Source organism: Paraburkholderia sp. HC6.4b (genome assembly GCF_014200875.1).
GTDB classification, from domain to species: domain Bacteria; phylum Pseudomonadota; class Gammaproteobacteria; order Burkholderiales; family Burkholderiaceae; genus Paraburkholderia; species Paraburkholderia tuberum.
The window spans coordinates 255,391-268,227 of sequence record NZ_JACHDC010000002.1 but is presented as its reverse complement, the minus strand read 5'-3'; the positions used below and the strand labels follow the sequence as shown (position 1 = coordinate 268,227).

General features: G+C 64.8%; 9 protein-coding genes. 4 read left to right on the top strand and 5 right to left on the bottom strand.

What is annotated here, in order from left to right; genetic code table 11:
• The first annotated feature begins 105 nt into the window (after positions 1-105).
• The gene (gene ispH / locus HDG34_RS03465) at positions 106-1,050 is read left to right on the top strand and encodes a 4-hydroxy-3-methylbut-2-enyl diphosphate reductase (protein WP_090808097.1); all 945 of its coding nucleotides are present in this window, start codon (positions 106-108) and stop codon (positions 1,048-1,050) included.
• A gap of 10 nt (positions 1,051-1,060) precedes the next feature.
• Positions 1,061-2,215, top strand: coding sequence for an adenosyl-hopene transferase HpnH (gene hpnH / locus HDG34_RS03460; RefSeq protein ID WP_018423996.1), 1,155 nt, complete (start codon positions 1,061-1,063; stop codon positions 2,213-2,215).
• A gap of 142 nt (positions 2,216-2,357) precedes the next feature.
• On the opposite strand, the gene HDG34_RS03455 is transcribed toward hpnH, so the two are convergent.
• Positions 2,358-2,960: a phospholipid-binding protein MlaC gene (locus HDG34_RS03455; protein WP_184057725.1), complete on the bottom strand. Its 603-nt coding sequence runs from the start codon at positions 2,958-2,960 to the stop codon at positions 2,358-2,360.
• Between the two features lie 211 nt (positions 2,961-3,171).
• Between HDG34_RS03455 and HDG34_RS03450 the strand changes: the two genes are divergently transcribed.
• Both HDG34_RS03450 and HDG34_RS03445 read left to right on the top strand, forming a co-directional pair.
• The gene (locus tag HDG34_RS03450) at positions 3,172-5,787 is read left to right on the top strand and encodes an MMPL family transporter (RefSeq protein WP_184057723.1); all 2,616 of its coding nucleotides are present in this window, start codon (positions 3,172-3,174) and stop codon (positions 5,785-5,787) included.
• Between the two features lie 2 nt (positions 5,788-5,789).
• Positions 5,790-6,809: a VacJ family lipoprotein gene (locus tag HDG34_RS03445; RefSeq protein WP_184057721.1), complete on the top strand. Its 1,020-nt coding sequence runs from the start codon at positions 5,790-5,792 to the stop codon at positions 6,807-6,809.
• Between the two features lie 289 nt (positions 6,810-7,098).
• Here HDG34_RS03445 and HDG34_RS03440 read toward each other — a convergent pair whose 3' ends face one another.
• The 4 genes from HDG34_RS03440 to hpnE all read right to left on the bottom strand — a co-directional run bounded on the left by HDG34_RS03440 (position 7,099) and on the right by hpnE (position 12,833).
• Positions 7,099-7,575, bottom strand: coding sequence for a DUF3828 domain-containing protein (locus tag HDG34_RS03440; protein WP_184057719.1), 477 nt, complete (start codon positions 7,573-7,575; stop codon positions 7,099-7,101).
• A 1,152-nt stretch (positions 7,576-8,727) separates the two neighbouring features.
• A complete protein-coding gene (locus tag HDG34_RS03435) occupies positions 8,728-9,486 on the bottom strand; it encodes a phosphorylase (protein ID WP_184057716.1) in 759 nt (252 codons plus the stop codon).
• A 3-nt stretch (positions 9,487-9,489) separates the two neighbouring features.
• Positions 9,490-11,568 (bottom strand): squalene--hopene cyclase, encoded by a 2,079-nt coding sequence (gene shc, locus HDG34_RS03430; protein ID WP_184057714.1) that lies wholly within the window; start codon positions 11,566-11,568, stop codon positions 9,490-9,492.
• Positions 11,565-12,833 (bottom strand): hydroxysqualene dehydroxylase HpnE, encoded by a 1,269-nt coding sequence (hpnE, locus tag HDG34_RS03425; protein WP_184057712.1) that lies wholly within the window; start codon positions 12,831-12,833, stop codon positions 11,565-11,567. Before hpnE ends, shc begins: the two co-directional genes overlap by 4 nt.
• Positions 12,834-12,837: the final 4 nt, after the last annotated feature.

Genomic DNA, 12,837 nt, shown 5'->3' with positions numbered 1-12,837 from the left:
GGCCGGTCGCCGGGGCTCAAGACGTCAACTAATCAAGATGGGCGCGGCGATAAAGTCAGTTTCACGACTTCTTCGAAACCCGCGTTAGTCGGAGTTCGCCAACTTATGCGAGTCATCCTTGCTCAGCCCCGCGGCTTTTGTGCGGGCGTTGTCCGCGCAATCGAAATCGTCGATCGTGCGTTACAGCAACACGGCGCGCCCGTGTATGTCCGGCACGAGATTGTCCATAACCGTCACGTGGTCGACAATCTGCGCCAGAAAGGCGCGCGTTTCGTCGAGGAACTCGATGAAGTGCCGCAAGGTGCCGTCGCGATATTCAGCGCGCATGGTGTTGCGCAAACCGTCGAACGTGATGCCGAAGCGCGCGGCCTCGACGTGCTCGACGCAACCTGCCCGCTCGTGACCAAGGTGCACGTACAAGGTCGTCAGTACGTGGCCGCCGGCCGCACGCTGATCCTGATCGGCCACGCCGGCCATCCCGAAGTGGAAGGCACGATCGGCCAGATCCCCGGCACGGTGCTGCTCGTGCAGAGCGAGGCAGAAGTCGCGAAACTCGAGTTGCCGGTCGATGCGCCGCTCGCCTACGTGACGCAAACCACGCTGTCGGTCGACGACACGCGCGGCATCATCGACGCGCTGCTGCGCCGCTTTACCGACATGGTGGGTCCCGACACGCGCGACATCTGCTATGCAACGCAGAACCGCCAGGCGGCGGTGCGCGAATTGAGCAAAGAGGTCGATGTACTGCTGGTGGTCGGCGCGACCAACAGCTCGAACTCGAACCGGCTGCGCGAAATCGGCAGCGAGAGCGGCGTGGCGAGCTACCTCGTCGCCGACGGCTCTGAAGTGAAGCCGGAATGGTTCGCCAACGTGCACACGGTCGGCATCACGGCCGGCGCGTCGGCGCCCGAAGAAATGGTCGAAAACGTAATCGATGCGCTACGCGCATTGGGGCCCGTCGATGTCACGACGATGGCGGGCCGTGAAGAAAAAGTCGAATTCAAGTTGCCATCGAAACTGATGCAACCACTCGCTGCACGCGAAGTTTAAGGAGGACGCCTTGTCTATTCCGCTGCTACAGAAAGTCCGCGTCGGCGCATACATCATGCGCCAGCATCTCTCCGGCAACAAACGCTATCCGCTCGCCCTGATGCTGGAGCCGCTGTTTCGCTGCAATCTCGCCTGCAATGGCTGCGGCAAGATCGACTATCCGGATCCGATTCTGAACCAGCGTCTGTCGCTGGAAGAATGCCTGCAGGCCGTCGACGAATGCGGTGCGCCGGTCGTGTCGATCGCGGGTGGCGAGCCGCTGCTGCACAAGGAAATGCCGCAGATCGTCAAGGGCATCATGGCGCGCAAGAAGTTCGTGTACCTGTGCACGAACGCGCTGCTGATGGAAAAGAAGATGGACGACTACGAGCCGAATCCGTACTTCGTGTGGTCGGTTCATCTTGACGGCGACAAGGAAGCGCACGATCACTCGGTGTCGCAGGAAGGCGTGTACGAGAAGGCCGTGGCCGCGATCCGCGAAGCGAAGCGCCGCGGCTTCCGCGTCAACATCAACTGCACGCTGTTCAACGACGCGCAGCCGGAACGCGTGGCGAAGTTCTTCGACACGTTGGGCCCGATGGGCGTCGACGGCATCACGGTATCGCCGGGTTATGCGTATGAGCGCGCGCCGGATCAGCAGCACTTCCTGAACCGCGACAAGACCAAGCAGCTGTTCCGCGAAATCTTCAAGCGCGGCAACAACGGCAAGAACTGGTCGTTCAGCCAGTCGGCGATGTTCCTCGACTTCCTCGCGGGCAACCAGACCTACGAATGCACGCCGTGGGGCAACCCGGCGCGTACCGTGTTCGGCTGGCAAAAACCGTGCTATCTGGTCGGCGAAGGCTACGTGAAGACCTTCAAGGAACTGATGGAAACCACGGACTGGGACAAGTACGGCACCGGCAACTACGAGAAGTGCGCGGACTGCATGGTCCACTGCGGTTTCGAAGCGACGGCCGTGATGGACACGGTTGCGCATCCGCTGAAGGCGCTGAAGGTCAGCATGCGCGGCCCGAAAACCACGGGCGCGTTCGCGCAGGACATTCCGCTCGACAAGCAGCGTCCCGCCGAGTACGTGTTCTCGCGTCACGTCGAGATCAAGCTCGAAGAAATCACGCGCGCCGGCAAGGGCAAGAAGGTGGAGACCGCGACGGCCGCGCACTGAGGCGTTCGACAGGAGAGCGGCCGCGCGCCGCCCCTGTATTGCGCCTGATCGTTAGCGCAAGCAACTCGAAAAAAAGCGCGGTGGCCAATCAAGGCCACCGCGCTTTGCTTTTACCGATTGAAACTTCTGTCGACCGACCCGCTTACGCGCCGCGCGCATTATGCGCGGTCAGGAATTTGATCAGCCCGTCGATGCCGCCTTTGGCAATCTGGTCGGCGAACTGCGTCTGATACACCTGGATCAGCCACGCGCCCATCATGTTGATGTCATAAATCTTCCAGCCCGACGGCCCCTTGGTGAGCCGGTAGTCGATCGCGTCATCGCCGCCGTTGCTGATCACGTGCGATTGCACGACGATGTCGGTCGCGCCGCCTTGCACGCTGACCGGCGCAAACTGGAACTTCACGTCCTGGTCGCGCAGTTGCGACAGCGATGCGGCATAGGTACGCGTGAGCAGCAGCGTAAACTGCTCGTACAGTTGCTTCTGCTGCTCCGGCGTCGCGGTCGCCCACGGCTTGCCTACCGCGATACGTGTGGTGCGCTGAAAGTCGGTGGCGGGCAGGAAGTGCGTCTGGACGACCTGGGTGATCTGCGCCATGTCGCCGCCGCGCGCCTGCGGGTCAGCCTTCATTGCAGCCACCGTGCCCTGGACTGCACTTTTTACCACCGCGTCGGGTGCGCTCTGCGCAAACGCCGCCGTGGATACCACGGCCGCAGCCACAAAAGCAGTCAGATATCGTTTCATACGCTTGTCATGACTCGAAAGAAGTAGCGCCGACGGGCCGCAGCCCCGCGGCTAAAGAGGGGTACACCAGTATAGCGGGGATTACGTTCCCATCCGGACGAAGCCGTCAGGAGCCGTACTTGCTACCGAAGTCGGGCTTGCTTGCCCGGGCTCTGTATACTTATGCACCTTCGTCAAAAACAACACCCGTGATAAGGCCACGTCCGCCTACATGCTGAAGTCATCTATCGTCCGTCTCGTCGCGTATTCGGTGCGTCATCCGCTGAGGATCATCGCGGTGTCGATCGTGCTCGCTGTCCTGAGCGGCATATACGTCGCGCATAACTTCAAGATCAACACGGACATCAGCCGTCTCATCGAGACCGACAAGCAATGGGCGGCAGTCCAGAACGCGCTCGACGCCGCCTTCCCCGACCGTGGCGACACCGTGCTGGTGGTGGTCGAGGCGCGCGCGCCCGAATTCGCCGACGCCGCCGCCAACGCGCTGACCGCCGCGCTCAGAGCCGATCCGAAGGAGTTCACGTCGGTCTCGCAGCCCGCCGGCGGCCCGTTCTTCGAACACAACGGCCTGCTGTTTCTGTCCACCGACGAGGTGATGTCCACCACCTCGCAACTCGTGCAGTCGCGCCCGCTCGTCAATCAACTTGCGCATGATCCGAGCCTGACCGGTCTCGCCGGCACGCTGACTACGACCCTGCTGCTGCCGCTGCAACTCGGCCAGGTCAAACTCCCTGACATGAGCCGGCTGCTTGCGCAAAGCGCGAACACGCTCGATCGCGTGCTGGCCGGCCAGCCCGCCGCGTTCTCGTGGCGCGCTCTCGTCGATAAAAGCGCCGCCACCAATCCGGCGCGTTCGTTTGTCGTCGTGCATCCGGTCGTCAACTACGACGCGCTGGAGCCGGGCGCGAGCGCGTCGAGGGCGATTCGCGCAACCGCGGTCTCGCTGCATCTCCAGCAGCGCTACGGTGCGACGATCCGCCTGACCGGCGAGCAGCCACTCGCCGACGAGGAGTTCGCGTCAGTGCAGGACGGTGCGGTGCTGAACGGCATCGGCACTTTCATCGTCGTCCTGATCATTCTGTGGCTCGCGCTGCGCTCGGGCCGCATGATCGCGGCCGTGTTCATCACGCTGTTCGTCGGCCTCGCGATCACGGCCGCGCTCGGCCTGTTGATGGTCGGCGCGCTCAACATGATTTCGGTCGCGTTCATGGTGCTGTTCGTCGGGCTCGGCGTCGATTTCGGCGTGCAGTTCGGCGTCAAGTATCGCGAGGAGCGCAACCGCGACGACCGGCTGTCGGCCGCGCTGATGCACACCGCGCACAGCATCGGCGTGCCGCTCACGCTCGCGGCCGTGGCAGTCGCGCTGAGCTTCTTCTCGTTCCTGCCGACCGCTTATCGCGGCGTGTCGGAGCTTGGCCAGATCGCGGGCGTCGGCATGTTCGTCGCGTACTTCACCAACATGACCTTGCTGCCAGCGCTGCTGAAGCTCTTCAATCCGCCGGGCGAAGTCGCCTCGCCCGGTTTCAAGCAGCTCGAGCCCGTCGACGACTTCCTCGACCGCCATCGCAAGCCGGTGTTGATCGGCACGCTGCTCGTCGTGATCGGCGCGACACCGCTGCTCACGCACCTGCGTTTCGACTTCAATCCGCTGCATCTGAAGGACCCGCATACCGAGTCGATGGCAACGTTGCTGTCGCTGAAGGATTCGCCCGAAGCCGCGGTGAACAACGTGCAGGCGCTGGCGCCGTCGCTTGCCGACGCCGACGCGATGGCCGAGCGACTGCGCAAGCTGCCGGAAGTGGGCCGCGTCAACACGCTGAGCACCTTCGTGCCGGCCGACCAGCAGCAGAAGATGATGCTGATCGCGAGCGCCGCGCAACAGCTGCTGCCGGCGCTGCAACAGCAGCCCGCGCCGCAAGCCACCGACGAGTTGCGCGTCGCCGCATTGAAGCGCGCGGCGAATCAGTTGTCGCTCGCGGCCGAGGACCATCCGGGCCCGGGCGCGGCGGATGCGCAGCACCTGTCCGCGACCTTGCAAAAGCTCGCCGCCGCCGACGCCGCCACGCGCGACCGCGCCGAAGTCGCGATGTCCGACACGCTGCGCATCGCCTTGAAGCAGCTTGAGAACCTTCTGCAGCCGACCGAAATAACCCAGCAGACCCTGCCGCCAGGCATCATCGCGATGTGGATCGGCAAGGGCGGTCATGCGCTCGTCGATATCGCGCCGAAGGTGCCGCCCGGCGTCGATCCAAACGACGACCAGATGCTCGCGCGCTTCGCGCATGCGGTGAAGAAGGCGGAGCCGGGCGCGATCGGCGGACCGATCTCGATCCTGCATTCGGCCAACACGATCATCAAGGCGTTCCTGGAGGCGGCCGTCTATGCGCTGCTGTCGATCGCCGTGCTGCTGTGGATCGCGCTGCGCCGTGTCGGCGACGTGCTGCGCACGCTGGTGCCGCTGCTGGTGTCCGCGATCGTCACGCTCGAACTGTGCGTGGTATTCGGCATGCCGCTGAACTTCGCGAACATCATCGCGCTGCCGCTGATGCTCGGCGTCGGCGTCGCGTTCAAGATCTACTTCGTGATGGCGTGGCGCCACGGCCAGACCGGCCTGTTGCAGTCGAGCCTCACGCATGCGGTGCTGTTCAGCGCCGCCACAACGGCCACCGCGTTTGGTAGCCTGTGGCTGTCGCACCATCCGGGCACGTCCAGCATGGGGAGGCTGCTCGTGCTTTCGCTGTTCTGCACGCTGATCGGAGCGGTGGTTTTCCAGCCGGTGCTGATGGGCAAGCCGCGTCAACGTCGCGGGAAGCAAAAAGGAATATAAGCATGAAGCTGCGTAACACCGCGCTGGCGCTCACCGCCGCGGGTCTCATTTCCGGCTGCGCGACCGCTCCGGATCGCAAGCCGGGCGATCCGTTCGAGCCGGTGAACCGGGTGATCTTCAATTTCAATGACGGCGTCGATCGCTATATCGCGGTGCCGGTCGCGAAGGGCTACCAGAAAGTGACGCCGCAGCCGCTGCGCACCGCCGTCAGCAATTTCTTCTCGAACCTCGGCGACCTCACCAACGCCGCAAACGCGCTGCTGCAACTGAAGATCACCGATGCGACCGAAGACATCATGCGCTTCGCGTTCAACTCGGTGTTTGGGATTGGCGGCCTGCTCGACTGGGCGACGCCGGCGGGTCTGCCCAAGCATCATCAGGACTTCGGTCTGACGCTCGGGCATTGGGGCATTCCGTCGGGTCCGTATCTGGTGCTGCCGCTGTTCGGGCCGAGCACGGTGCGCGACAGCATGGGGCTCGTCGTCGATGTGAAGTTCAATCCGCTGAACTATATCGAACCCGCGACCCGCAATCCGCTGTACGTGCTGCAGTTCGTGAGCACACGTGCGGATCTGCTCGGCGCGACCAGCCTTCTGGAGCAGGCTGCGCTCGACAAGTACTCGTTCGTGCGTGATGCCTATGTGCAGCAGCGCCTCGCGCGTCTGCGCGGCACGAGCAATAACCCTCCGCCGCTGCCGAACTACGACGATAACGGCAATACGAGCCCGGCTGCTGCCCCTGCGGCAGGCGCGCCGGCGGGCGGCCTGCCGAATTACTCCGATCCGGGCGATGTGGGCGAGACGCCCAATGGCGCTTCGGGAGCGGGCGGCGCGGCCAAGGGCGCGCCCGGCGCGCTGCCGAATTACAACGATCCGGGTGAGTCCTCGCCGGCGCCCAATGGGGCTTCCGGTGGAGCGACCAACGCGCCCGGCGGGGATCTGCCGAACTACACCGATCCGGGTGACAGTGGCGCGGGCGCTACGCCAGCCGTGCCTGCTGAGCCGGCGTCGGCCCCGCAATAGCGCTCCAGGGGATCTGGGAACCGGCCGCCGGGCCGGCCGCCGTGCCCTGGCGCTTCAGTCCAGCGCTACAAGGCACAGCGGGGCGCCCTGGATGGGCGCCCCACGCTGAAGTACAGCCAGACGTCACCCTTCCTCGACGGCCCTGACGGGTGCCGTTTGCGGTACCGGCTTGGAGTTCGCGCGATAGTGAGCGAACTGCTCGTCCGCGGAACGGATACTCGTGCGGCCATGCAGCGCCGACGGAAAAAAGCCCGCTCGACAGCGGGCGGGCAGGTTGGGAACGTATTCCCTAATCCATCGGGTCATACTGGTGGAATCCCTGATAGCCGGTTGTGTCCTCTACCTTTGTTATCCGCCAATGCCCGTTTTCCTTTGCGACGAACACGACGAGATTCTGTTTTTCCGTTAACCCGAACGTGACTGGAATTACCGCCGTCCCGCCGAGCGCGATTGCCGGATGCAAAGTCATCGTTGTGAGCCATATTTGCGGATCGAGGTCTTGCACCCGCGTGAAGTAGTCCGCTCCGCCCGGCAAGCGTTTGTGGCGATAGTCGTCCCGCAGATTATCGACCGTCGGTTTTGCCACATAGTTGTAAATGTGGCTATCCGTCAGTTGATAAACGCCGCCCTCCTGCTGCAAATACCAAGTGTAAAACGCCTTCACTGCGGCTTCTGGTGTATCCGGAGTCGCTGCGGTGGTTACACCCGGCTCGAGTACCAACGCAAGAGCCAGTGAGGCAAAAACGCGCAAAAGAAATTTACTCATTGTCAGTCGTGCCGGAATATTTTGTATGTAGGTTTCATGGTTCGATAGGCCTGACCCGGATAAAACCCATGCAATTGTCGAAAATCCGATATCCATATCTGGCCGTCAAATATCGCCATGTGGCCGTATGGATGACCCGTAATGGCCTGAATAACTACCACGTCGCCGCGCTGCGGAGTGCCATCCACCTCGTGAAACCCCGCTCCCACGAGCGACGAGCCGTAATCTTTCGCCTACGCCGTATGCGTAATCCGCAGTCCTCCCGCTTCAATCGCACGCCTGGTGTACTCCGCGCATCGGCTCTGGCTCGATAGCCTAGCGTTAGCTTGCAGGTATCGTACCGCGCCGGTTTTGTCCCATGCCATTTTTATCAGGCTCCTTAAGAAGAGGAGCCTGATAATTGCCGCCACTCGATGGGCGAGTCAATTATTAATATGGAATTTGACCAGAATTTACAATTAGATTCACCATTTTTATTACGGAGGATGCTATCCCAAAATAAAAACGGGCATTCATCGGCTAGAATTTTCTCTTTTTAACCGGTGAACATTGTGAGCAATAACCGGTATTCATTCGGCCGCCTGGTGCTACCCGAGGACAGGCTGCCGTGATTGACACCAATATCTGGGACCGCCGTGCAGGCGGACCTGGTGCCGCTGACCCTACGCATGCGGGCAGAAGACGTGCGACTCGGAACATGGGACACCAAAGCCATTGAATCAACGAACGCGCCGCCTCACTGCAATTGATCGCCTCGGATTGGTCGTTCCACAGACCATGCTGGCATTCATCCATCGCCATCCGGAAGTGCTGACAAACAGGCCAGCGCGCCGGCACTACGCCTGTCTGGCGCTCCATCGAGCGGAATTGGTATGAATTGGATCGTCGATAAAGTGGCGCTTCTGCTCGCCGCTATCGCCTGTGCGGCGATCGCATGGGCGCTGATTCGCTACAGCGGCCAGTGGTTTCCGCTGCTACTGTTCATACTGGCATTTGCGGGGCTTTACGCAGATAACCAGCGGCTGCGCAACCGCCTAAGGGACCTCCTGGGCGAAGACTCGAGTCGCCGCTCCAGGGGTAGGTCACGCCCACGCTAGCGACTTGCTGCCGGCCCCAGACGCAGTCGGGATGGCTAACCGCCATCCCCGTCGCTCAACTGCTGACGCCCGCGATCCGTAGCGCGCCGCCCTTTCCCAAGGCCTCCCGCGCCTCGACCAGCGTAGTCCGCGCGGCACGCGCATCGCCGGCGAGTCGCAGCAGCGCGCCGAGTTGCGACGGCTGCCGCAGCAATTCGCGCAGAATTGGCCCGAGGGCGGTGCTGCCGTCGTCGCGCAAACCAGCGGTCGCGGCCGGCGGCAGCGTGCGCCAGGCCGGATCGACGACCGCGCGACACACGGCGAACGGCAGACCGTGAGCGGCAGCGGTCGCGCCAGCGATGTGCGATTCCATATCCACCGCGAGCGCGCCGGTCGATTCGTGCAGCGCGCGTTTGTCTTCGGCGGTGATCAGCGGCGCGGCGACCGCCGCCATTGCGCCACGGCGCAGACGTCCCGCGAGCCCTTCGGCCGTCCTGACGTTGGTCACGGCGGCGGCAATCCGCTCCGCCCATTGCCGATCCGTGTCGATCCGCCCGAACGGCCCATGCACGGCATCCGCGACGATCAGCGCGCCCGGCTGCAGATCCGGCGCGAGCCCACCCGCCGTGCCGAAACTGACGATCCCCGCCGCGCCGCGAGCGACCGCGGCGTTCAGCGCGCGCTCGAGCAGATCGGCGCGCGCCGCGTACACGACTTCGACGCGCTCGCTGCCGTCGCCGCGCGCGATGCGCGCCTCGAACGCCATGCCCGTCACGACGATCACCGGCAAGCCGCTATCGCCCGTTCCCACGGACGGCGTCATCGACACGGACATCCGTCACATCCCGACCGTGACGCGCGTGAGCCCATTGCGCTTCAGATGACGGAAGCGCGCGAGCGCCCACAGCGGGAAGAACTTGCGATAGCCGTGGTAGCGCAGATAGAACACGCGCGGAAAGCCGGTCGCGGTAAACCGGGTTTCGTCCCACAGCCCATGCTCGCGCTGCTCACGCTGCAGATAGTCAATACCGCGCGCCACCGCCTCGTGATGGACCTCCCCCGCCGCCATCAGTCCGAGCAGCGCCCAGGCTGTCTGCGACGCGGTGCTCGGCGCACGCTCGTAGCCGCGATAGTCGAGCTTGTAGCTCTCGCCGCCCTCGCCCCAACCGCCGTCGTCGTTCTGGATCGACACGAGCCATTGCACCGCGCGCCGCATGCGCGGGTCGTCGTGTGGCATGCCGGCCGCGTTCAGCGAGCACAGCGCGGTCCATGTGCCGTAGATGTAGTTCAGGCCCCAGCGGCCGTACCAGCTGCCGTCCGACTCCTGCTCCTGCAGCATGTAGTCGAACGCGCGGCGCGCCGGCTCGCTGCTTTGCGGCAGCTCGCCGATCTGCGCGAACATCGACAGACAGCGGCCCGACACGTCCGCGGTCGGCGGATCGAGCAGCGCGCCGTGGTCCGAGAACGGAATGTTGTTCAGGTAGTACTGCGTGTTTTCCGGCTCGAACGCGCCCCAGCCGCCGTCGCTGCTCTGCATGCCGACCACCCATTCGCGCGCGCGGGCAATTGCTTCGCGATCGACATCGGATTGCGTGAGCGCCGCCGAGCGGTGCATCGCCATCGCGACCACCGCGGTATCGTCGACATCCGGGAAATGCGCGTTGTTGTACTGGAACGCCCAGCCGCCCGGCCGCACGTTGGGGCGGCGCGAAATCCAGTCGCCGCGCACGTCGAGAATCTGCAGCGGACGCAGCCACGCGAGCCCGCGTTCGGCCGCCTGTTCGGCGCGCGCTTCGCCGGTTTCGAGCAAAGCGTGCGCGGCGAGCGACGTATCCCACACCGGCGACAGACACGGCTGGCAATACGCTTCGTCGTCCTTGATGACGAGCAGCTTGTCGAGAGATTTGCGAGCGATCGCGCGATGCGGATGATCGGCCGGATAGCCGAGCACGTCGTACATCATCACCGAGTTGGCCATCGCCGGGAAAATCGCGCCGAGGCCGTCCTCGCCGTTCAGTCGTTCGTCGACGAACGCGACCGCCGCGCGGATCGCGCGCTCGCGGGTCGCCTTCGGCAACAGGCCATCGACCGCGCGCAGCACCGAATCGACACAACGGAACAGGCCGAACCAGCCCGCGTGCTGATGCGGTGCGCGCTCGTTCATGCCGGTGTTCACCGGCGCGCCGCGGAACAGCTCGTCGATGCGCACCTTGCGCGGATTACGCGCGAGCGGCCGCTTCGCGTTGAGCACCAGCAGCGGCACGATCACCGTGCGCGCCCAGTACGACACCTTCGACAGATGGAACGGGAACCACACCGGCAGCAGCATGATCTCGACCGGCATCATCGGCACCGCGCGCCACGACACCACGCCAAAGAGGGCGAGCAGGATTCGCGTGAACACGTTCGCGTGTTCCGCGCCGCCGTGCGCGAGGATCGCGTCGCGCGCGCGCACCATGTGCTCGGCATCGACCGGGTCGCCGATCATCTTCAGCGCGAAGTACGCCTTCACGCTCGCGCTAATGTCGAGCGCGCCGTCGGTGAAGAGCGGCCAGCCGCCGCTCGGCAACTGGATGCGGCGCAGATAACGCGCGATCTTCTGTTCGAGTTCGAGGTTCGGCGTTTCGCCGAGATAGTGGACCAGCAACACGTATTCGGCCGGAATCGTCGCGTCGGCTTCGAGTTCGTAGACCCAATGGCCGTCCGGCTGCTGCGCGGCCAGGATCGCATCGGTCGCGCGAGTGATCGATGCGTCGAGCGCGTTCGCGCCCTGCACGGGCGCCGGCGTTGCGGTTGCCAATGCGTCCGCCACGGCGGGCGCGTTGGCAACCACGGCAGCTTCGGCCAGGTCCGGCGCCGCATCGGCGGCTTCGGGCAGCGCCGCGTCGAGCGGCTGGGTGTGAGATAAGTCGTTCATCTGCGTTCCATCGGTTGATTCAGCAGCGTATCCGCGGCCTTCCGGCCGGAGCGGACCGCGCCTTCGAGCATCGCGGGCAGGCCGGTGGCCGTCCAGTCGCCCGCGAGCACCAAATTGTTCCAGCGAGTGCGCGTGCCCGCCCGCAATGTCTCCTGCGCGGGCAGCGCGGCAAACGTCGCGCGCGGTTCCATCACCACCTGCCAGCGCGGCAGCGGCGCGGCCGGCAGATCGACCGCCTGCGCGACCTCGGCCCAGACGGTCGCCGCCAGCACGTCATGCGGCGTGTCGACGAGCCGCTCGGCGCCGTTGAGCGTCACCGACAGACGGTCGTCGAACGCAAACAGCCATTCGGCCGTTCCGTTCAGCAGCGCGGTGATCTGCGGCAGGCCGAACGGCGGCTCGACCGCGAAATGCACGTTGAGCGCGGCCGCGAAACGCGTCGGCGCGCGCAGGCCCGGCACGAGAGCCACCGCGGCTTCGGGCGGCAGCGCGAGAATCACCGCCTCGTTCGCGCCGAGCGCGATGCTCTCATCGTCGAAATGCAGCGCCTGCACACGGGCCGGGTCGGCCGCGAACGTGATGTCGCGCAGACGCGAACCGAGCCGGATCGTCGCGCCGCCATGTTGCAGCAGACGCAGCGCCGGATCGACGAACGCGCTGCCAAGACCATTACGCGCGACCAGCGGCCGGCACGCGAGCCCGCCCGCGAGCAGCGTTTCGCGCACGAGCGCGCCGGTCAGTTCGGCTGAGGCGTCGCGCGGCTCCAGATTCAGCAGCACATGCAGCAGCGGCCGCAGCAGCCGTTCCCACAGCGGACCGTGACAGCGCATCGTCTGCGCGACGCTGCGGCCCGGTTTCGCAAACAGCAGCGGCACGAGCGACAGGTAATCGGTCGGGCCCGTGTTCGGCACGCGCGCGTGCGCATCGAAAATCCACCACGGCAAACTCCCCGGCGACAGACGCACGCTCCAGCGCGAACGCGTGGCCAGATCGACGAACGGATACTCGGGCTGCGCGGGGCCGACCAGTTCGTCGGCGGCGCCGATCGCGCGCACGTAGTTGAGCGTCGCGGCATTGGCCGACAGCACGATGTGATTGCCGCTGTCGAGCGTCGCACCAAGCTTCGCGTCGTAGTACGAACGGCAGCGGCCGCCCGCGTGATCCTGCGCTTCGTGCAGCACGACCCGCGCGCCGCGCCGCTGCAGTTGCACGGCGGCGGCGAGCCCGGCCACGCCCGCGCCGACCACGTGGACGAGCTTCGGCATCAGC

Excerpts from the sequence above, each read along its gene's own strand:
- HDG34_RS03445 (WP_184057721.1), top strand. The coding sequence starts at position 5,790 with ATGAAGCTGCGTAACACCGCGCTGGCGCTCACCGCCGCGGGTCTCATT.
- ispH (WP_090808097.1), top strand. The coding sequence starts at position 106 with ATGCGAGTCATCCTTGCTCAGCCCCGCGGCTTTTGTGCGGGCGTTGTC.
- shc (WP_184057714.1), bottom strand. The coding sequence starts at position 11,568 with ATGAACGACTTATCTCACACCCAGCCGCTCGACGCGGCGCTGCCCGAA.
- HDG34_RS03455 (WP_184057725.1), bottom strand. The coding sequence starts at position 2,960 with ATGAAACGATATCTGACTGCTTTTGTGGCTGCGGCCGTGGTATCCACG.
- hpnE (WP_184057712.1), bottom strand. The coding sequence starts at position 12,833 with ATGCCGAAGCTCGTCCACGTGGTCGGCGCGGGCGTGGCCGGGCTCGCC.
- HDG34_RS03440 (WP_184057719.1), bottom strand. The coding sequence starts at position 7,575 with ATGAGTAAATTTCTTTTGCGCGTTTTTGCCTCACTGGCTCTTGCGTTG.
- HDG34_RS03450 (WP_184057723.1), top strand. The coding sequence starts at position 3,172 with ATGCTGAAGTCATCTATCGTCCGTCTCGTCGCGTATTCGGTGCGTCAT.
- HDG34_RS03435 (WP_184057716.1), bottom strand. The coding sequence starts at position 9,486 with ATGTCCGTGTCGATGACGCCGTCCGTGGGAACGGGCGATAGCGGCTTG.